Annotated in this window: 13 protein-coding genes; 5 read left to right on the forward strand and 8 right to left on the reverse strand. The window is 69.9% G+C overall.

Annotated elements, in window-relative coordinates:
- Positions 1-16 precede the first annotated feature (16 nt).
- Genes AB3X10_RS10165 through AB3X10_RS10175 form a run of 3 tightly spaced genes read right to left on the reverse strand, consistent with a single transcriptional unit; the run spans position 17 to position 5,139 of the window.
- On the reverse strand, positions 17-3,190 hold the full coding sequence (locus AB3X10_RS10165) for a multidrug efflux RND transporter permease subunit (RefSeq protein WP_369981243.1): 3,174 nt from the start codon (positions 3,188-3,190) through the stop codon (positions 17-19).
- A 12-nt stretch (positions 3,191-3,202) separates the two neighbouring features.
- Positions 3,203-4,489, reverse strand: a complete 1,287-nt coding sequence (locus AB3X10_RS10170; RefSeq protein ID WP_369981244.1) for an efflux RND transporter periplasmic adaptor subunit — start codon at positions 4,487-4,489, stop codon at positions 3,203-3,205.
- The gene (locus AB3X10_RS10175) at positions 4,486-5,139 is read right to left on the reverse strand and encodes a TetR/AcrR family transcriptional regulator (protein WP_369981245.1); all 654 of its coding nucleotides are present in this window, start codon (positions 5,137-5,139) and stop codon (positions 4,486-4,488) included. The genes AB3X10_RS10170 and AB3X10_RS10175 overlap by 4 nt, the downstream gene beginning before the upstream one ends.
- Positions 5,140-5,393: 254 nt before the next feature.
- Here AB3X10_RS10175 and AB3X10_RS10180 point away from each other — a divergent pair, with 254 nt between their 5' ends.
- From AB3X10_RS10180 to AB3X10_RS10200, 5 genes are all read left to right on the forward strand, one after another.
- Entirely contained in the window at positions 5,394-10,496 is a 5,103-nt protein-coding gene (locus AB3X10_RS10180) for an NAD-glutamate dehydrogenase (protein ID WP_369981247.1), read from the forward strand.
- 54 nt (positions 10,497-10,550) lie between these two features.
- The gene (locus tag AB3X10_RS10185) at positions 10,551-11,381 is read left to right on the forward strand and encodes a hypothetical protein (protein ID WP_369981248.1); all 831 of its coding nucleotides are present in this window, start codon (positions 10,551-10,553) and stop codon (positions 11,379-11,381) included.
- 69 nt (positions 11,382-11,450) lie between these two features.
- Complete coding sequence (locus tag AB3X10_RS10190; protein ID WP_369981764.1) at positions 11,451-12,221, forward strand: NAD kinase; 771 nt, start codon at positions 11,451-11,453, stop codon at positions 12,219-12,221.
- Between the two features lie 134 nt (positions 12,222-12,355).
- Positions 12,356-13,321, forward strand: a complete 966-nt coding sequence (locus AB3X10_RS10195; protein ID WP_369981250.1) for a 5'-nucleotidase — start codon at positions 12,356-12,358, stop codon at positions 13,319-13,321.
- Positions 13,318-14,130 (forward strand): transferase, encoded by an 813-nt coding sequence (locus AB3X10_RS10200; RefSeq protein ID WP_369981252.1) that lies wholly within the window; start codon positions 13,318-13,320, stop codon positions 14,128-14,130. Before AB3X10_RS10195 ends, AB3X10_RS10200 begins: the two co-directional genes overlap by 4 nt.
- Positions 14,131-14,483: 353 nt before the next feature.
- Here AB3X10_RS10200 and AB3X10_RS10205 read toward each other — a convergent pair whose 3' ends face one another.
- The 5 genes from AB3X10_RS10205 to kynU all read right to left on the reverse strand — a co-directional run bounded on the left by AB3X10_RS10205 (position 14,484) and on the right by kynU (position 20,107).
- Complete coding sequence (locus tag AB3X10_RS10205) at positions 14,484-15,020, reverse strand: DUF2939 domain-containing protein (RefSeq protein WP_369981254.1); 537 nt, start codon at positions 15,018-15,020, stop codon at positions 14,484-14,486.
- A 113-nt stretch (positions 15,021-15,133) separates the two neighbouring features.
- Positions 15,134-15,820: a DUF2461 domain-containing protein gene (locus tag AB3X10_RS10210; protein ID WP_369981256.1), complete on the reverse strand. Its 687-nt coding sequence runs from the start codon at positions 15,818-15,820 to the stop codon at positions 15,134-15,136.
- Complete coding sequence (gene sbcB / locus AB3X10_RS10215) at positions 15,817-17,256, reverse strand: exodeoxyribonuclease I (protein WP_369981258.1); 1,440 nt, start codon at positions 17,254-17,256, stop codon at positions 15,817-15,819. The genes AB3X10_RS10210 and sbcB overlap by 4 nt, the downstream gene beginning before the upstream one ends.
- 165 nt (positions 17,257-17,421) lie before the next feature.
- Positions 17,422-18,786, reverse strand: a complete 1,365-nt coding sequence (locus AB3X10_RS10220; protein ID WP_369981260.1) for an FAD-dependent oxidoreductase — start codon at positions 18,784-18,786, stop codon at positions 17,422-17,424.
- Positions 18,787-18,835: 49 nt separating this feature from the next.
- Positions 18,836-20,107, reverse strand: coding sequence for a kynureninase (gene kynU / locus AB3X10_RS10225; protein ID WP_369981261.1), 1,272 nt, complete (start codon positions 20,105-20,107; stop codon positions 18,836-18,838).
- Positions 20,108-20,128 lie beyond the last annotated feature (21 nt).

Below are 20,128 nucleotides of genomic sequence, written 5' to 3' on the forward strand. Positions count from 1 at the left end.
CCCCAATCCCGGCCCCTCACCGATCCGGCTGATTCCGCGACTGCCCTTCCTGCTGCAGCGCCGCGTATTCCTTCGACGGCTCGTCCAGCTTGTCGCCGAGCATGCGCCGCACCACCACGAAGAACAGCGGGATGAACAGCACGCCGAGCACGGTGGCGAACACCATGCCGCCGATCACGCCGGTGCCGATCGAGTGGCGCGCGTTGGCGCCGGCGCCGGTGGAGATCGCCATCGGCAGCACGCCGAGGATGAACGCGAACGAGGTCATCAGGATCGGGCGGAAGCGCAGGTGCGCCGCCTCGGTGGCCGCCTCGCGCAAGGTCTTGCCCGCCGCGCGCTGCTCCACCGCGAATTCCACGATCAGGATCGCGTTCTTCGCCGCCAGGCCGATCACCGTGATCAGGCCGATCTTGAAGTAGATGTCGTAGGGCAGGCCGCGCAGCAGCGAGAAGGTGACCGCGCCGAGCACGCCGATCGGCACCACCAGCAGCACCGACACCGGGATCGACCAGCTCTCGTACAGCGCCGCCAGGCACAGGAACACCACCACGATCGACAGCACCAGCAGCAGCGTGGCGCTGTTGCCGGCGATGATCTCCTGGTAGGACATGCCGCTCCAGTCGAAGCCGAAGCCCGGCGGCAGGTCGGTGTTGACGATCTCCTCCATCGCGCTCATCGCCTGGCCGGAACTGCCGCCCGGGGCCGGATTGCCGACCACGTTGACCGCCGAATAGCCGTTGTAGCGGCTCAGCGACGGCGAGCTGTAGATCCAGTTCGACTTCACCACCGTGCTCAGCGGGATCATCTGCGGCAGGCCGTCGCTGTCGGTGGCGCTGCTGCTGGGCACGTAGAAGTTGCTCAGCGACTCCGGTCCGGTGCGGAAAGGCGCGTCGGCCTGCATGTTGACGCGCTTGATGCGGCCTTCGTAGAAGAAGTCGTTGACGTATACCGGCGCCAGCATCATCTGGATCGACTGGTAGATGTCGCTGACCGACAGGCCCATCGACTGCGCCTGCACGCGGTCCACGCTCAGCTGCAGCTGCGGCGCGTTCTCCAGGCCGTTGGGGCGCACCCCGGCCAGCGCGTCCTGGCGCGCGGCGGCCTTGCCGAGCAGGATGTTGCGCGCCTGCGTCAGCGCTTCCTCGCCGGCGCCGGTGCGGTCCTGCAGCCACATGTCGAAGCCGCCGAACTGGCCCAGGCCGTTCACCGTGGGCAGGTTGACCACGAAGATCTGCGCGCCCTTGATGCCGTAGAACATCCCGTTCAACTGCTGGATCAGGTCGGTGGCGGTGACGTCGCGGTCGGCCCACGGCTTGAGCCGGATGAAGCCCATGCCGACGTTCTCGCCGCGGCCCAGGAAGCTGAAGCCGGCCACCTGCAGCATGCCTTCCACGGCCTTCTGCTGCTCGAGCACGCCGCGCATCTGCGTGAACACCTCGTTGGTGCGGCCGACCGTGGCGCCCGGCGGCAGCTGCACGATCGCCAGCGCGAAGCCCTGGTCTTCCTCGGGCAGGAAGCTGCTCGGCATGCGCGTGAACAGGAAGCCGCACAGCACCACCAGCAACGCGAACACCGCCATCCAGCGCGGCGCGCGGCGGATGGTGCCGCCGACCGCGCCGACGTAGCGGTGCGACAGCTTGTCGTAGTACTTGTTGAAGGTGCGGTACACCCAGTTCGGGTTCTCGTTGTGGGTGGCCTTCAGGAACGCCGCGCACAGCGCCGGGGTGAAGCTCAGCGCCAGGAACGCCGAGAACCCCATCGCCATGGCGATGGTGATCGCGAACTGCTTGTAGATCGCGCCGGCCGCGCCGGGCTGCATCGCCGAGGGGATGAACACCGCCGCCAGCACCACGGTGATCGCCACCACCGCGCCGGTGATCTGGGTCATCGCCTTCTGCGTGGCCGCCTTCGGCGCCATGTGCTCTTCGGACATGATGCGTTCGACGTTCTCGATCACCACGATCGCATCGTCGACCACGATGCCGATCGCCAGCACCATCGCGAACAGGGTCAGCTGGTTGATGGTGAAGCCGATCACCCACATGCCCAGGAAGGTGCCCAGCAAGGCCACCGGGATCACCAGGGTGGGGATGATGGTGGCGCGGAAGTTCTGCAGGAACACCAGCATCACCAGGAACACCAGCACGATCGCCTCGATCAGGGTCTTGACCACTTCCTCGATCGAGATCCGCACGAAGGTGGTGCTCTCGTACGGGGTGAACCAGGTCACCCCCTGCGGGAAGCTGGGCTGCAGCTCGTCCATCTTGGCCTTGACCGCCTCGGTCACGCTCAGCGCGTTGGCGCCGGGCAGCAGCTGGATCGCGAACGCGCCGGTCGGCTTGCCGTTGTACTGGGTGTCCACGCCGAAGCTGGTCGGGCCGAACGCGACCCGCGCCACGTCCTTCAGCCGCACCACGCTGCCGTTGCTGTCCGCGCGCAGGATGATGTTCTCGAATTGCTCGGGCGAGCTGAAGCGGCCTTCGGCGGTGACCGTGGCGGTGAACGACTGCCCGGACGGGGCCGGATCCGAGCCGATCGAGCCGGCGGCGAACTGCACGTTCTGCGCGCTGATCGCGTTGTACACCTGGCTCGGCGACAGGTGGTAACCCTGCAGCTTCTCGGGATTGAGCCAGATGTCCATCGCGTATTCGGCGCCGAACTGCTGGGTGCTGCCGACGCCGGGCACGCGCGAGATCTGCTCCAGCACGCGCGAGCCGACGATGTCGTTGAGCGCGCTGCGGTCGATCGAGGGGTTCTCCGAACGCAAGGCGATCACGCTGAGGAAGCCGGCGTTGGCCTTGGCCACCACCACGCCCTGCGCGGTCACTTCCGAGGGCAGGCGCGGCGTCGCCAGCGACACCTTGTTCTGCACCTGCACCTGGGCGATGTCGGCATTGGTGCCGGTCTCGAAGGTCAGGGTGACGGTGGCGGTGCCGCTGGAGGAGGACGAGGAGCTGAAATACAGCAGGTGATCGATGCCGGTCAGCTGCTGCTCGATCACCTGGGTGACCGAGCGTTCGGTGGTGTCGGCGCTGGCGCCGGGGTAGGTCGCGGTGACGGTGACCTGCGGCGGCGCGATCGAGGGATAGGACTCGACGCCGAGGTTGAGGATGGCGATCACGCCGCTGAGCGAGATCAGGATCGCCACCACCCAGGCGAAGACCGGGTGTTCGATGAAGAACTTAGGCATGGCGGGGGTCCGTTACTGCTGCTCGGGCTTGGAATCGGCCGCGGCGGCCGGCGTGTCGCCGTTCGCTGCGCCCTGCGGTTGGCCGGCGGCCTTGTCCTGCGGCGCGGCGCCAGCGGCAGCCTGGCCCTGCGGCGCGGCAGCGCCCGGGGCCTGGCCCGGTGCGCCTGCCGGGGCGCCCGGCGTCCACGGCGTGGCCTTGGCAGGCGCGCCTTCCTTGGCCTTCTGCAGGCCGGAGACGATGACCTGGTCGCCGGCCGCCAGGCCGGAGCTGATGATCCACTTGCCGTCCTGCTGGCCGACCGTGACCACGTCCTTGCGCGCGACCTTGCTGTCCTTGCCGACCACCAGCGCATAGGCGCCCTTGGCATCGCGCTGGATCGCTTCCTGCGGGATCAGGTAGGCGTTGTTGCGCTGGCCCAGGTTGGCGGCGAAGCTCACGAACGCACCAGGCAGCAGCACCCGGTCCGGATTCGGCAGCAGCGCGCGCAGGGTCACCGAGCCGGTGCTCGGATCGACCGCGGTATCGGAGAAGTCCAGCGTGCCGGACTGGGCGTAGGTGCTGCCGTCGCCGAGCTTGACCTGCACGGTGGACTTGCCTTCAGCGTTCAGGGCCACGTTGCCCTGGGTCTGCGCCTGGCGCAGCTGCGCCAGTTCGTCCGAACTCATCGAGAAGTTCACGTACAGCGGGTCGAGCTGGTCGATCGTGGTCAGCAGGGTGGTGTCGCCCTGGCCGACCAGCGCGCCTTCGGTGACCTGCTGCTTGCCGGCGCGGCCGGCGATCGGCGCGGTGACGGTGGCATAGCCCAGGTTGATGCGCGCGGTTTCCACCGCGGCGCGCGCCTGCTGCACGGAGGCGGCGGAGGTGCGCTCGGTGGCTTCGGCGGTGTCCAGGTCGGACTTGGACACGTAGGACTGCGGGGCCAGGCTGCGCGCGCGGTTGGCGGCGACCTTGGCGTTGGCGTAGGTCGCCTCGGCCGAGGCCAGCTGGCCCTGCGCCGAGGCCAGCGAGGCGCGCAGCGGCGCCGGATCGATCTGGAACAGCGGCTGGCCTTCCTTCACGTCGGTGCCTTCGGTGTACAGGCGCTTCTCCAGCACCCCGGCCACGCGTGCGCGCACGTCGGCGCTGCGGTAGGCGGACAGGCGGCCGACCATGTCGCGCTGCAGCGGCAGGGTCTGCGGCTTGGCCTCCAGCACGCCCACGTCCGGCGGCGGCATGGCCTGCTGTTCCTGTTTCTTGCAGGACGCCAACACCACCACGACGGCGCAGGCCAGGGCGAGGGAACGCAACGGGGAGGTCATCGGGTGGTACTCCGGTCTGGTGTTGAAAACGAAAGGGAAGGGGGCGCGGCGAATGCGCGCAGAAAACCGTCGACGGCGAATTCGGCCCAGGCGCGCTGCGCGGCGGCGTCGCTGCGATGGGCGGTATGGAAGCGCTGCCGCTCGAAATCCATGCCGACGATCATGCTCAGCAGCAGTTCGGCCATGAAGTGCGGATCGTCATGGCGCAGCTGGCCGGCGGCGACCGCCAGCTGCAGGCGCTCGCTCAGGCGCTGCATCAGCGCCTGCGCGCTGTCGCGGAACAGGGCGCGGGCCTGCTCGGGGAAGTGCCGCGATTCGGCCGCGATCAGCTGGCAGCTCTGCAGCACGCGCGGTTCGGACAGCTGTTCCAGGTGCTCGCGGGCGAAGCGCACCAGGCTGCCGCGCAGTTCGCCCTGGGCCGGGCCCAGATGCGTGGTGCTCAGTTCCATGTGGTCCTGCATCACCCGTTGCAGCAGGTCCTGCTTGCTGCGGTAGCGGCTGTACAGGGTCTGCTTGGAACAGCCGGCGCGCGCGGCCACCGCGTCCATGCTCAGGCGCATCCCTTCCTCCGCCAACAGCTCGCGCACGGCGGCATACACGCGCTGATCGCGCGCCTGGGGCAGGCGTGACTGGGCAGGGGAGGCGCTCATTGAATGTGGACTATACCGTCCAGTTTAGAATTGGAACAGCCTTGACAGCGCCGCGCCGATCGCGACAGGCCAGGGCAACGGCGACGCTCCGCCGTGGGAAGTTATGCCGGCGTGACGGCGGCGCCCGCGCGACTTTGCCCGATCTGGCGTGTGCCCGCATTCCCCATCCCGGTTTGCGCCATGCAGCAAGGTAGTTGAACGCGCCACCGGTACAATTCTGGCTTTCCCAACGAGCATCGTTGTTGCTCCCCGTCATGAAACCCAAATCAGACGCCTCCCGTTCCAGCAAGTCCTCGGCCGCCGCCACCAGCAAGTCCGCGTCCAAGCCCGTTCCCGCTTCGTCCAGGCCCGCCGCGGCGGCGTCCGCCAGGAAGGCCAAGCCCGCGCCGGTCGCCGGCAAGCGCGGCGCGGCGCCGGTGCCGGCCACTGCGCAGGTGATCGATGCGGCGCCGGCCGCGACCGGTTTCAGCCTGGAGCCGGTGTACGCGGCGTTGCGCAAGCGCTACCCGGCCGCGCGCCAGGCCGAGGCGCAGGTGTTCGCCGAACAGTTCTACAAGCGCATGGAGGAGGACGAGTTCCCCCACCACAGCGCGCCGGAATGGGCCGCGCTGGCGGCGTCGATGCTGGAATTCGCGCGCAAGCGCAAGCCGGGCACGGTCAACGTGCGGGTGTTCAATCCGAGCCTGAAGGAGGATGGCTGGGAGTCCTCGCGCACGGTGCTGCAGATCGTCAACGACGACATGCCGTTCCTGGTGGATTCGGTGAGCATGGCGCTGTCGGAACTGGGCATCGGCGTGCACGTGCTCGGCCATCCGGTGCTGCGCATGAGCCGCGACAAGAGCGGCAAGCTGGAGACGGTGGGCGAGGGCAAGCCGGAATCGCTGATGCTGCTGGAGATCGACCGGCAGCCGCCGGAGGACATGCCGCGGGTCGATGCGGCGATCCAGCGCATCCTCGGCGAGGTGCGCAACATCGTGCGCGACTGGAGCGGCATGCGCGAGAAGATGCTGACCCTGGCCGACGACCTGACCACGCGGCGCCTGCCGGTGGACGACAAGGGCCGGCGCGAGGCGCAGGAGTTCCTGCGCTGGGCCGCTGCCGACCACTTCACCTTCTTCGGCTACCGCGAGTACCGGGTCGAGAAGCAGGGCGGCGAAGACGTGCTGGCGCCGCTGGAGGACAGCGGCCTGGGCCTGCTGCGCGGCCACGACAAGTCGCCGGCGCGGCCGGTGCGCACCCTGGCCGCGCACGGCCTCAGCGAATCGGGCATCAAGGAAGCGCTGATCCTGACCAAGACCAATGCGCGCTCGCGGGTGCACCGCAGCGGCTACATGGACTACATCGGCGTGCTGGAATTCGACGCCAAGGGCCGCATCGTCGCCGAGCAGCGCTTCCTCGGCCTGTTCACCTCCAGCGCCTACAACCGCCGGCCGTGGGAGATCCCGCTGGTGCGCGAGCGCCACGACTACGTGATGCGCAGCTCCGGGCTGACCCCGAGCAGCCACAGCGGCAAGGCATTGCGCCACATCCTGGAGACGCTGCCGCGCGAGGAGCTGTTCCAGTCCAACGAGGAAGAGCTGTACCGCACCGCGATGGGCATCCTCGGCCTGCAGGAGCGGGTGCGCAGCCGCCTGTTCCTGCGCCGCGACAAGTACGGCCGCTTCATCTCCGCACTGGTCTACATCCCGCGCGAGCGCTTCAACACCGACGTGCGCCTGCGCATCGAGGCGCTGCTGAAGGACGCGCTGCACGGCGAGTACATCGACTCCAGCGTGGTGCTGGGCGAATCGCCGCTGGCGCAGCTGCACCTGATCGTGCGGCCCAAGCCCGGCGAAGCGCTGGAATTCGACACCACCGAACTGGAATCGCGCCTGGCGCACCTGCTGCGCAACTGGCAGGACGACCTGCGCGAGGCGCTGGTGGCCAGCCGCGGCGAGCGCGACGGCCTGCGCCTGGCGGCCAGCTACGGCCGCGCGCTGCCGGCCGGCTACATCGAGGAATCGACCGCGCAGATCGCCGCGCGCGACGTCGAGCGCCTGGCCGCGCTGCGCGGTCCCGACGACCTGCACCTGAGCCTGCAGTCGCTGCGCCGCGACGGCGCCGACAGCCTGCGCCTGAAGCTGTACCGGCAGCGCGACGACCTGCCGCTGTCGGACGTGCTGCCGATGATGGAGAACCTGGGCCTGCGGGTGATCTCCGAGCGCCCGTACCGGCTCACCGTGGACGGCACGCCGCTGTACATCCAGGACTTCGAAGTGGAGCCGCTGGCCGGCAGCATCGACGTGGCCCGCGCCGACGCGCCGCTGTGCGAGGCGTTCGTGCGCATCTGGCGCGGCGACGCCGAGAACGACGGCTTCAACCGCCTGATCGTCGGCGCCGGCCTGGGCTGGCGCCAGGTGGCGATCCTGCGCGGCTACTGCAAGTACCTGCTGCAGACCGGCGTGCCGTTCTCGCAGGCCTATGTGGAAGAGACCTGCAGCCGCTATCCGCTGCTGGCGCGGCTGCTGGTGGAACTGTTCGAGGCGCGCTTCGATCCGGCCACCGGCAGCGAGAGCAAGGCGCAGATCGCCGATGGCCAGGCCGCCCTGTCGGCGCAGCTGACCCTGCTGGCGGCCGGCGACGACGCCGCGCTGAAGGCGCTGCAGCCGGTGATCGACGCGCGCCGCGGCGACCGCGCCGCACAGCTGGAGGCGGCCGGCGCCGCGCTGCTGAAGCTGTTCGACCAGGTCGCCAGCCTCGACGAGGACCGCATCCTGCGCAGCTTCAAGGGCGTGATCCAGGCGACCCTGCGCACCAGCTACTACCAGACCGGCAAGGACGGCCAGCCGGGCCACTGCATCAGCTTCAAGCTCGATTCGGCCAAGGTGCCGGAGCTGCCCAAACCGCGTCCGTACCGCGAGATCTTCGTGTACGGCCCGCGCGTGGAAGGCGTGCACCTGCGCTTCGGCGCGGTGGCGCGCGGCGGCCTGCGCTGGTCCGACCGGCGCGAGGATTTCCGCACCGAGGTGCTGGGCCTGGTCAAGGCGCAGATGGTCAAGAACACGGTGATCGTGCCGGTCGGCGCCAAGGGCGGCTTCTTCTGCAAGCGCTCCCCGGTCGGCGGCGACCGCGACGCGGTGCTGGCCGAGGGCATCGCCTGCTACAAGCTGTTCATCCAGGGCCTGCTCGACATCACCGACAACATCGTCGGCGGCAAGATCGTGGCGCCGCCGCAGGTGGTGCGCCACGACCAGGACGATCCGTACCTGGTGGTCGCCGCAGACAAGGGCACCGCCACGTTCTCCGACATCGCCAACGGGCTGGCGATCGACCATGGCTTCTGGCTCGGCGACGCGTTCGCCTCCGGCGGCTCGGTCGGCTACGACCACAAGGGCATGGGCATCACCGCGCGCGGCGCCTGGGAGTCGGTCAAGCGCCATTTCCGCGCGCTGGGCCGCGACTGCCAGAGCGAGGACTTCAGCGTGGTCGGCATCGGCGACATGTCCGGCGACGTGTTCGGCAACGGCATGCTGCTGTCGCGGCACATCCGCCTGCTGGCCGCGTTCGACCACCGCCACATCTTCCTGGATCCGGCCCCGGACGCCGCCGCCTCGTTCGCCGAGCGCGAGCGCCTGTTCAAGCTGCCGCGCTCCAGCTGGGCCGACTACGACGCCAGGCTGATCAGCGCCGGTGGCGGCATCTATCCGCGCACGCTGAAGTCGATCGAGATCAGCGCGCCGGTGCGCGAGGCGCTGGGCCTGGAGGCGGGGGTCAGGCAGCTCTCGCCGAACGAGCTGATGAACGCGATCCTCAAGGCGCCGGTGGACCTGTTCTGGAACGGCGGCATCGGCACCTACGTCAAGGCGGCGAGCGAGAGCCATGGCGACGTCGGCGACCGCGCCAACAACGGCCTGCGCGTCAACGGCGGCGAGCTGCGCTGCAGGATCGTCGGCGAAGGCGGCAACCTGGGCCTGACCCAGCTCGGCCGCATCGAGGCCGCGCAGGCCGGGGTGCTGCTCAACACCGACTTCATCGACAACTCGGCCGGCGTGGACACCTCCGACCACGAGGTCAACATCAAGATCCTGCTCAACGACGTGGTGCAGGCCAAGAAGCTGACCGTGGCGGCGCGCAACACGCTGCTGGCGTCGATGACCGACGAGGTCGCCGAGCTTGTGCTGTGGGACAACATCCGCCAGAACCAGGCGCTGAGCCTGATGGAACGGATGAGCGTCAAGCGCCTGGGCTCCAAGCAGCACTTCATCCGCACCCTGGAAGCGCAGGGCCTGCTCGACCGGCAGATCGAATACCTGCCCTCGGACGCGGAGATCTCCGCGCGCAAGGCGCGCGGCCAGGGCCTGACCCGGCCGGAGCTGGCGGTGCTGCTGTCCTACTCCAAGCTGGTCGCGTTCCAGCAGCTGCTGGAATCGGACATCCCCGAGGACCCTTACCTGTCCAAGGAGCTGCAGCGCTACTTCCCGCAGCCGCTGCAGAAGAAGTACGCCGATGCGATGGAGCGGCACCGGCTCAAGCGCGAGATCATCGCCACCGCGGTCACCAACACCACCATCAACCGCATGGGCGCGACCTTCCTGATGCGCATGCAGGAAGACACCGGGCGCAGCATCGGCGAGGTCGCCAAGGCCTATACCATCAGCCGCGAGACGCTGGATGCGCGCGCGCTGTGGACGCAGATCGACGCGCTGGACGGGCAGGTGCCGGAGTCGGTGCAGATCGATGCGCTGGAAGTGATCTGGAAGCTGCAGCGCGCGTTCGTGCGCTGGCTGCTGTTCCGTCCCGGCCCGATGCCCGGCATCACCGCGGCGGTGGAGCGCTACCACGAGCCGTTCAACGACATCCGCGTCGCCTCCGGCGTGTTGCCGGACGCGCAGCGCCCGCTGTACGAGGCGCTGGTGCAGGAGTGGCAGGACAAGGGCCTGCCGCCGGCGCTGGCGCAGCAGCTGTCGGAACTGCGCTTCCTGGAGCCGGCGTTCGACATCATCGAGATGGCGCGCACCCGCAAGCTCAAGCCGGTGGAGGTGTCGAAGGTGCACTTCCGCCTCGGCGAGGCCTTGCAGTTGCCGTGGATCTTCGAGCAGATCGACGCACTGGAGGTCAACGGCCGCTGGCATGCGGTGGCCCGCGGCGTGCTGCGCGACGAGCTGGCCAAGCACCACAGCGCGCTGGCCGGGCAGGCCCTGGCGTTGCCGGGCGCCAATGCCGAGGCCAAGGTGCAGCAGTGGCTGCAGCGCGACGACAGCAGCCTGCGCTTCACCTTGAACATGCTGCAGGAACTGTCGGCGCAGAAGTCGCTGGACTACCCGACGGTGTCGGTGGCGGTGCAGCGGCTCGGGCAACTGGCGGCGCACGGGGTGTGACCCGTGCGCGGGTCCGCGTCGCGGGCCCGGCGCGCAGATCGGCCGCGCCGGGTCATGCGATCCGGTCGCTGCGGCTGCGGCCATGCCTCCTTCGCAGAAGGGGCGTGGTCGCAGGCGTCGCGCCTGTCGCGATGCCGGCGCACCTCGCGTGATGCGGAGCGGCACGTCCGCGATGGCGGGGCCGTTCGCCCCGGCATTGGCGTGTCCGGTTCCCTGCGCACGCTCCACTTTGCTTTCCGCGGCTTCGCGCCGGCAGGGACCATGCTCCACCTTCTGATTCCCGCGCTCGTCGTGCTGCTGCTGGTGCTGCTGGCGCGCCGTCCCTCGCTGGAGGTGCGGCTGCAACGTGCGTTGCAGCAACAGCGGCAAGGCAACCTGGCGCCGCTGCGCGCGCTGTCCAGGAAATCCCTCGGCGATGCCGCGTATGCCTTGTTTCTGCACCTGGATGCCAGCGGCGAGCAGGCCGCGGCGCTGGCTGCGTTGAAGCGCGCGGTCTATGCCCGCACCTGGCTGGACAATCGCTTCAGCATCGCCTATCGGGAATATGGCCGCCGCTGCTTTCTGGGCGTCGGCACCGAGCCGGATCATGCCGCGCTGCTGGCGCAGTGGGGCGCGCGTGGCTGGCGCGAGGGCGAGGGCTGGGAACCCGAACTGGCCTGGATCCAGGCCTTCGGCCCGCAGCCGTGCAGGGACGTCGCGCGCGCCTGGTACTGGTTGTGTCTGGCCGACGCGCGGCGGGGCGAGGGCATGGGCGACATCGCGTCCGCGCCATTGGCGCAGCAGGTGCGCGAACACCTGGTCGCCGTCGTGCCGGCGTCGGTGCGCCAGGACATGCAGGCGCAGGCCGCGCGCACCGTCTACGACGATTTCGTGTCCGGACGCTAGCCTCGGCACCGACCGCGCGCGCGCGGGTAACGGCGTGCCGGGTATGATCGGGCCATGAACGTTCCTGTCCTGCCGTCTTCCCCCCGCATCTGTTTTCTCGCCAGCACCGCGCCGCCGGCGCTGGCGGCGCGCGACCAGCTGATCGCGCGCTATGGCGACCATGCGCCGGCCGAGGCCGATGTGCTGTGCGCGCTCGGCGGCGACGGCTTCATGCTGCAGACCCTGCACCGCCACGGCGGGCTGGGCAAGCCGGTGTTCGGCATGAAGCTGGGCACGGTCGGCTTCCTGATGAACCAGTATCTGGACGACGACCTGGTGGCGCGCCTGGCGCAGGCCGAGCCGGCCAAGCTGCGGCCGCTGGAGATGCTGGCGCAGACCGAATCCGGCACCACCACCGGTTCGCTGGCCTACAACGAAGTGTCGCTGCTGCGGCAGACCCGCCAGGCCGCGCATGTCAGCATCGACCTCAACGGCCAGACCCGGGTCGACGAACTGATCTGCGACGGGGTGATGGTGGCCACGCCGGCCGGCAGCACCGCCTACAACTCCTCGGCGCACGGTCCGATCCTGCCGCTGGGCTCGCACACGCTGGCGCTGACCCCGATCGCGCCGTACCGGCCGCGGCGCTGGCGCGGCGCGATCCTCAAGGCCGACATCGAGGTGCGCCTGCGCGTGCTCGATCCGTACAAGCGCCCGGTCAGCGTCACCGCCGACTCGCACGAGACCCGCGACGTGGTCGAAGTCACCATCCGCGAATCGCGCGACCGCCTGGTCACGCTGCTGTTCGATCCGGAACACAACCTGGAGGAGCGGATCTTGAGCGAGCAATTTATGGTTTGAAAGCGGGGATTCGTGATTGGGGATTGGGGATTCGCAACCGCGGATCTGCCGCCCCGGCGCTTTACTCTTTTACGATCCGATCCAGCTAGCCGCTTTTGCCAATCCCGAATCCCCAATTCCGAATCCCTGCCCAAATGTCCGACAACTCCCCCCGCCTGCTCACCGTCGCGATCACCTCGCGCGCCCTGTTCGATCTGGAAGAGGGCCATGCGCTGTTCGAGCAGCAGGGGGTGGAGGCGTACAGCGCGTACCAGCGCGAACGCGAGGACGACGTGCTCGCGCCCGGCGTGGCGTTCCCGGTGGTGCGCAAGCTGCTGGCGCTGAACCAGGGCACGCCGCCGGAGACGCCGCCGGTGGAGGTGATCCTGCTGTCGCGCAATTCCGCCGATACCGGGCTGCGCATCTTCAATTCGATCCAGCACTACGGGCTGGGCATCGTCCGCGCCACCTTCACCTCCGGCGAGGCCACCTGGCCCTACGTCAAGCCGTTCGGCACCGACCTGTTCCTGTCGGCCAATCCGGAATCGGTGCGGCGCGCGCTCAGCCACGGCATCGCCGCGGCCACGATCCTGCCCAAGCCGCCGGGCGAGCATGCGCAGGAGGCCGCCGCCGCGGCCGGGGCGATCGATTCCGAGCGCCTGTCCACGCAGCTGCGCATCGCCTTCGACGGCGATGCGGTGATCTTCGGCGACGAGGGCGAGCGCTTCTCGCGCGAGCAGGGCGTGGAGGCGTTCGGCCGCTACGAGCGCGAGAACGCGCGCGAGCCGCTGACCGGCGGGCCGTTCCGCAACTTCCTGTCCGCGCTGCATGCCTTGCAGGCCGCGTTCCCGGCCGGCGAGGCCTCGCCGATCCGCACCGCGCTGGTCACCGCGCGCTCGGCGCCGGCGCACGAGCGGGTGATCCGCACGCTGCGCGAGTGGGGCGTGCGCCTGGACGAGGCGCTGTTCCTCGGCGGCCGCCACAAGGGGCCGTTCCTGCAGGCGTTCGGCGCCGACATCTTCTTCGACGACTCGCAGCACAACATCGACAGCGCCGCGCGCGAACGCGTGGCCGCCGGGCACGTGCCGCACGGCGTGGCCAACCTCATCGCCAAGCCGTGAGCGCGGCCTCCGGCGGCAGCGGCGGCGCAGGCGGTCGCTGGGCCACGCTGCGCCAGCTGCTGCGGCCCGGCCGCGCGCAGGCGGTGCGCCCGGGGCGGCCGTACCTGGAGCGCGGCTGGCGCTACACCAGCCTGCAGTTCAAGGGCGAGGTGACGCAGAGCCGGATGCTCACCTGGTGGCCGCACGTGCTGGAGGTGGGCTATACCCGCAGCATGCTCGGCGCGCTGCTGCTGCGGCCGGATCCGCGCTGCATCGGCATCGTCGGCCTGGGCGGCGGATCGCAGGCCAAGTTCTGCTATCGGCACCTGCCGCAGGCGCGGATCGAGGCGATCGAGGCCGATGCCGACGTGCTGGCGCTGCGCGACGCCTTCCACATCCCGGCCGACGACGCGCGCTTCCAGGCGCTGCACGGCGACGGCGCGCAGCTGCTGCCGCAGCGCCGCGGCCGCTACGATCTGCTGCTGCTCGATGCCTACGACGCCGAGGGCATCCCCGCGGCGATGCGCACGCGCGGCTTCTACGAGGCCTGCCACGCCGCGCTGGCCGCCGGCGGCGTGCTGGCGGTGAACCTGTACGACACCGACACCCGCCAGCACGTGGCGCACCTGCGCAAGATCTTCGGCGGGCGTGTGCTGCGCATGGACGAGCCGGAGCTGGACAACCATGTGGTGTTCGCCTGGACCGGCGATCCGTCGGCGCTGGACGTGCGCGCGGCGCTGGCGCAGCTGCCGTGGTCGGCGCGCTGGCAGCTGCGGCCGACGTTCCGGCGCCTGCAGCAGGCGTTCGCGACGACCGCCTGGCGCCGCTGAGCGGCGTCGCTGCCACATGCCGCCCGTCACTGTGGGAGTGGCTTCAGTCGCGACGGGCGGAGGCGGATACCATCTTGGTTCGGGTGCTTTATTGGGGCGGATGCATCGAGCAGTCGGGACTGAAGTCCCTCCCATAGTGAACCCAGCCGGCTTGCCGCAGCTCCTTGTTGGAGCGACTTCAGTCGCGACGAGCAGAGTTGGAAGCCGCTGTGGTTTCGGCAATCTGTGGGTGGGTGTAAAGCCTGCACCCATCGGATTGGTCGCAAGCTTTCTGTAGTGACTCTGGGTGGCCTCGGGCCATCAGTCGCGATTGAAGACTTCTTCCGGCGCCGATGTCGCGGCTCAAGCCGCTCCTACAACGGCAGCAGGATGTTGCTGAGCTTCCAGCGCAGCCCGTCGCGGGTGAACACGCAGGGCACCGCGGTGCCGTCGGCGGTGTGGATGGTGGCGACGAAGCGCGAGGTCGATTCGAAGCGGTGTTCGGCCTGCCGCAGCGGTTGCGGCGGCCGCGGCGCGGCGTAGGTGTCGCCGCCCACGGTGTCGCCGCGGGCGCGTTTCCACAGCGCATCGCCCTGCAGCAGGGCGCCGATCCCGGCCGGGGTGACCATCGCATCCACGCCCATGCCGCTGACGCTGCCGGCCAGCGACAGCAGCGCGCCGCCGAACAGGCCGGCCTGCAGGTCCGGACCGGCGTGGCGTAGCAGCGCATCGTCGACCTGCGCCTTCAGGTTGACCCGCAGGGTGGGGAAGTCGACGTAGCGCTCCAGCGCCGCCGCATCGCGCTGTTCCAGCGCCTGGCTGATCCCGCGGATCGCCAGGTACGGCCCGGCCACGACGTAGCCGCCGAGCGCGAGCAGGGCGAGGAACAGCACGGCCAGCCATTTTTTCATTGTGTGCCTCGGTACGGGTGCACGCTTTCTGTAGGAGCGGCTTCAGCCGCGACGGGCGTTACCGATGATGCCTGTCGCGGCCGAAGCCGCTCCTGCAGGGAAAGCGGACTGCCTCAGAATTCCAGATCCAGCGCCGCGCACAAATAGTCCACGAACGGCCCCAGCGTCTGCAGGTCGGCGGCCACCAGCGCGCGCAGTTTCGGCCCGGTCATGGTGGCGTCGTCGAGCTGGCGCCAGAACACCCAGTTCTTGTGCTTGAGGTCGTCGATGAACTCGAACTCGGCCGGGAAGCCGCGCGGCGGCCGCACCAGCACTTCGCTGGCCTCGAAATCGAAGCGGCGGCGCAGCTTCGGCGCATGCGCGGCGGCCTTCCAGCTGCCCGGGTTGTCGAAGATGAACTGGCGCACCTTGCGCTGCGTGTCCGGTTCCGGGTGCCACAGCCCGGCGCCGACGAAGCTCTCGCCCGGCTGCAGGTGGAGGTAGAACGACGGCGCGGGCACCTGCTTGCGCCGCTCGTGGAACAGGCGTGCGCCCTGCCAGGTCTTGTACGGCGACTTGTCGTGGGAGAAGCGCGCGTCGCGGTGGATGCGGAACAGCGAGCCGCCGACGCCGCGCGGGTCGGAGCGGAAATGCTCGCTGACCTGGGCCAGGTCCGGCTGCAGGTCGGTGATCAGGCGCAGGAACGGCTGGCGCACGTGCTCCTCGTACTTGTGCCGGTTGTCGTTGAACCAGGCCTTGTCGTTGTGCCGCGCCAGGGCACGCAGGAACTTGAAGCTGGCGTCGCTGAAATAACTGGTCATAAGGTGCGTTGCAGGTCTTGGCCCCAGGCGGCCAGCTGGTCGAGCAGAGCCTGCTTGGTAGCATCGTTGGGGTGAGCCAGGCGTAAATCGGCCAGCTGTGCGTAGTAGCCGTCGAAGTTCAGCTCCGACAGGCCGCTGTCGTCGACCAGGCGCCGGCGCCGGTAGTCGTCCCAGCGGCCCTGCTCGGCGATGGACAGGGTCTGCGGCCAGTTGCGCGCGCGGTAGCGGAACAGCAGCTCGGGCAGGCGCGGATCGCGGAAGCCCTGTTCCAGCGGCGCCAGCTGCGCCGGCGGGGTGGCGCGCACCTGCGCCATCGCGCGCTTGTCGGCGTCGGCCAGGAAACCGTCGTACAGCGAAGCATCGGCGTCGGCCGGGGCCGCCGCGCGTTCGCTGCCGAACACGCGGCGCACCTTCTCGGCCAGCTCCGGACCGGCCTCGCGCAGGCGCGCGGCCTTGGCCAGGATCTGCGCCGGATCGATCTGCAGGCGGGCGAAGTCGGGCTCGCGCAGGTGCGCCCAGGCGACCAGGGCCGGCGCCTTGTTCAGGTGCACTTCCTTCAACGGGATGCGCTGCTCGCCCTCGGGCAGGTCGGCCTGCGGCGTGTACAGGCGGTCGGCGATCTGCTCCGGCGTGTAGCGCAGCAGCGGCTCGATGTCGCCTTCCAGGTCGAACACCAGCACCCGGCTGTCGATGCGCGGATGCCGCGCCAGCGGCAGCACCGGCGCCGCGCACAGGCGCGCGGCCGGATAGCGCATCGACACGTGCAGTACCGGCTGCATCGCCACCACGTCGAGCAGGCCGCCGCAGAAACGCTTGTCGCGCAGCTTCAGCGCGTAGTCCCACAGCCGCGGCTGGCGCTCGCGGAAGTGCCGCGCCATGCCGATGGTGGCGTACACGTCGGACAGCGCCTCGTGCGCGTCGCCGTCGCGCACCCCGTTGGCCAGCGCCAGCTGCTCCAGCTTGAACGAGGTGGCGCCGTCCTCGCGCTGCGGCCAGACGATGCCTTCGGGCCGCAGCGCGTGCATCAGCCGCAGCATGTCCAGCAGGTCCCAGCGCGAATTGCCGCCGCGCCACTCGCGCTCGTACGGGTCGTGGAAATTGCGGAACAGGCCGTGGCGCACGAACTCGTCGTCGAAGCGCAGCGAGTTGTAGCCGAGCGTGCAGGTCTGCGGCCGTGCCATCTGCTCGGCGATGCGCGCGAACGCATCGGCCTCGTTGACCCCGTCGCGCAGCGCCTGCTGCGGGGCGATGCCGGTGATCAGGGTGGCGATCGGCGAGGGCAGCAGGTCGTCGGCCGGCTGCACGAAGAAGCTGACCGGCTCCTCGACCACATTCAGTTGCGCATCGGTGCGCACCGCCGCGAACTGGGCGATGCGCGTGCGCCGCGGATCGGCGCCGAAGGTTTCCAAGTCGTAGAAGAGAAAGCTGTCGGGCATCGGGGAGTCGGCGGTATGTGGTGGTGGAGCGTCGGCCGCGGCTGCGTTGTTGCTTGCGTGACGCATAGGCCGGCTTGTGCAGGAGCGGCTTCAGCCGCGACCGGCGCTACCGGTAATGCCGGTCGCGGCTGAAGCCGCTCCTGCACAGGGTAAGGCAAGATCGGCTCAATGCGCGCCGTCCAGCGGCGCCAGGCGTTCGTGCACGGTGCGTTGCAGCCACGCCCAGTCGATCCGCGACAGGTCGCTGTGGCCCTGCGTGGCCTGCACCAGGATCTCGCGCTGGATCTCGCTGCGCTCCAGCGCTAGCGCGTACGGCGTGCGCAGGAAGGTGACCATGGTGTAGTGCGGTACGAAGCGGGTCGGGTGGCGCGCCTGCAGCGCCTGTTCCAGCTCGCGCTGCAGCAGGAAGCCGGCATCGCCGACGCGGTCGCGCATCTCGATGTAGTTCTCCAGCGCCATCTGCTGGATCGCGCTGGCGTTGGGCTTGCGCTCGGCCTCGAATGCGGCGTAGGCGCGTTCGAGGTCGGGTTCGCGCTGCAGGTGCGCGGCCAGGGCGACGCAATCCTCGAACGCGCAGTTCATGCCCTGGCCGTGGAACGGCACCATCGCGTGCGCGGCATCGCCGAGCAGCACCGCGCGCCCGTGCAGGTGCCAGCGCTGCAGCCGCAGCGTGCCGAGCAGGCCCGGCGGATGCTGTTCCCAGTGCTCGGCCAGTTGCGGCATCAGCGGCAGCGCATCGGCGAAGTCGCGCGCGAACAGCGCCAGCGCCTCCTCGCCGCTGCGGGTGGTGGCGAAGCTCGGCTCGCCCTTGTTGGGCAGGAACAGGGTGACGGTGAAGGTGCCTTCGTCGTTGGGCAGCGCGATGCACATGTAGTGCCCGCGCGGCCAGATGTGCAGCGCGTTGGCCTCGATGCGGAAGCTGCCGTCGGCGTTGGGCGGGATCTCCAGTTCCTTGTACGAATGGTCCAGGAACTCGGTGTGCTCGGCCATCGGCGAGGCGCGCTGCATCGCCGCGCGCAACGCCGAGCCGGCGCCGTCGGCGCCGATCATGCTGCGGAAGCGGATGTCGTGCGGCTGGTCGTCGCGGTCGTCGATGAAGCGCGCGTAGCCCGCCGCGAAGTCCACGGTGTGCAGGCGCCGGTAGAAATGGATCTGCGCGCCGGCCTGCTCGGCCAGCTGCAGCAGGGTGATGTTGAGGTCGTTGCGGTGCACCGACCAGATCACCTCGCTGTCGTCGCGGCCATAGCGCTGCAACTGCTGGCGGCCGTCGGCGAAGTGCACCATGCGCCCGCGCATCATCACCGCCTTGGCCATGACCGCGGCGTCGGCGCCGGCCTGGCGCAGCGCGTGCAGGCCGCGCTCGGCCAGCGCCAGGTTGATCGAGCGGCCGCGCTCGTAGTCCTGGATGCGCGGATCGCCGCGGCGCTCGTAGACGGTGACGCGCCAGCCCTGGCGCGAGAGCAGGATGGCGAGCAGGGAGCCGGCCAGGCCGGCGCCGATCAGGGTGATGCTGCGGGGGGAGTCGCTCAAGGAAAGGTCCGGCAAGGCGCGCGGCCGCGGCCGCGCAGGAGGGGGCGGCTCAGACGCCGGCCCAGGTTTCCGCTTCCTCGACGAAGCGGTAGATGTCGCGATAGCGGGTGTACAGCGGCACCGGGCTGATCCGGATCACGTCCGGCTCGCGCCAGTCGCCGAGTACGCCGACCGATTGCAGGTAGTCGAACAGCGCACGGCCGCGCGCGCGGCCGCCGGCCACGCGCAGCGACAGCTGGCAGCCGCGCTGCGCCGGATCGGCCGGGGTGATGATGTGCAGGGTCTCGGCCAGGCGCGCGCGGATCAGCGTCTCCAGGTAGCCGGTGAGCTGCAGCGACTTGCGCCGCAGCGCCGGCAGCCCGGCGCGTTCGAACAGGTCCAGCGAGGCGCGCAGCGGCGCCATGCTCAGGATCGGCGGATTGCTCAGCTGCCAGCCGTCGGCGCCGGGCGCGGCGACGAAGTCCGGGCCCATCTGGAAGCGGGTGCGCTTGTCGTGGCCCCACCAGCCGGCGAAGCGCGGGGTGTCGCCGTGGCCGTGGCGCTCGTGCACGAAGGCGCCGGCGACCGCGCCGGGGCCGGCGTTGAGGTATTTGTAGTGGCACCACACCGCGAAGTCGGGCGCGGTGTCGTGCAGATTCAGCGGGACGTTGCCGACCGCGTGCGCCAGGTCGAAGCCGACCGCGGCGCCGGCCGCGCGCGCCAGCCGCGCCACCGCGTCCAGGTCGAAGGCCTGCCCGGTGCGGTACTGCACGCCCGGCCACAGCACCAGCGCCAGGCGCGGGCCGTGTTCTGCGATGGCGCGCTCGAGCGCGGCCATCGACACGATGCCGTCGGCACTGTCGGGCTGCACTTCGATCAGCTCGGTGGCCGGGTCGAAGCCGTGGAAGCTGATCTGCGAGGCCACCGCATGCTGGTCCGAGGGGAACGCGCCGGCCTCGATCAGGATCGCCGGGCGTTCGCGGGTCGGGCGGTAGAAGCTGACCATGAGCAGGTGCAGGTTCACCGTCAGCGTGTTCATCGCCACCACTTCGTGCGGCAGCGCGCCGACCAGCTGCGCCAGCGGCGTGGCGAGCAGTTCGTGGTAGGTCATCCACTGGGTGTCGCCGGTGAAGTGGCCTTCCACCGCCAGCGTCGACCACTTGTCCAGCACCTCCTGCACCGCGGCGCGGGCGCCGCGCGGCTGCAGGCCGAGCGAGTTGCCGACGAAGTAGGCCTGGTCGGCGCCCTGGTGCTGCGGGAACAGGAATTCGCGGCGCAGCTCGCGCAACGGGTCGGCGGCGTCGAGCGCGGTGGCGTGGGTGCGGGTCAGGATCTCGTTCATCGGCAACGGGCAGCGGGGCGA

The organism is Xanthomonas sp. DAR 80977 (genome assembly GCF_041240605.1).
GTDB classification, from domain to species: domain Bacteria; phylum Pseudomonadota; class Gammaproteobacteria; order Xanthomonadales; family Xanthomonadaceae; genus Xanthomonas_A; species Xanthomonas_A bundabergensis.

Coding starts and splice junctions, on each gene's coding strand:
- AB3X10_RS10170 (WP_369981244.1), bottom strand. CDS start 4,489: ATGACCTCCCCGTTGCGTTCCCTCGCCCTGGCCTGCGCCGTCGTGGTG.
- AB3X10_RS10175 (WP_369981245.1), bottom strand. CDS start 5,139: ATGAGCGCCTCCCCTGCCCAGTCACGCCTGCCCCAGGCGCGCGATCAG.
- AB3X10_RS10205 (WP_369981254.1), bottom strand. CDS start 15,020: ATGAAAAAATGGCTGGCCGTGCTGTTCCTCGCCCTGCTCGCGCTCGGC.
- kynU (WP_369981261.1), bottom strand. CDS start 20,107: ATGAACGAGATCCTGACCCGCACCCACGCCACCGCGCTCGACGCCGCC.
- AB3X10_RS10195 (WP_369981250.1), top strand. CDS start 12,356: ATGTCCGACAACTCCCCCCGCCTGCTCACCGTCGCGATCACCTCGCGC.
- sbcB (WP_369981258.1), bottom strand. CDS start 17,256: ATGCCCGACAGCTTTCTCTTCTACGACTTGGAAACCTTCGGCGCCGAT.
- AB3X10_RS10210 (WP_369981256.1), bottom strand. CDS start 15,820: ATGACCAGTTATTTCAGCGACGCCAGCTTCAAGTTCCTGCGTGCCCTG.
- AB3X10_RS10180 (WP_369981247.1), top strand. CDS start 5,394: ATGAAACCCAAATCAGACGCCTCCCGTTCCAGCAAGTCCTCGGCCGCC.
- AB3X10_RS10185 (WP_369981248.1), top strand. CDS start 10,551: ATGCGATCCGGTCGCTGCGGCTGCGGCCATGCCTCCTTCGCAGAAGGG.
- AB3X10_RS10165 (WP_369981243.1), bottom strand. CDS start 3,190: ATGCCTAAGTTCTTCATCGAACACCCGGTCTTCGCCTGGGTGGTGGCG.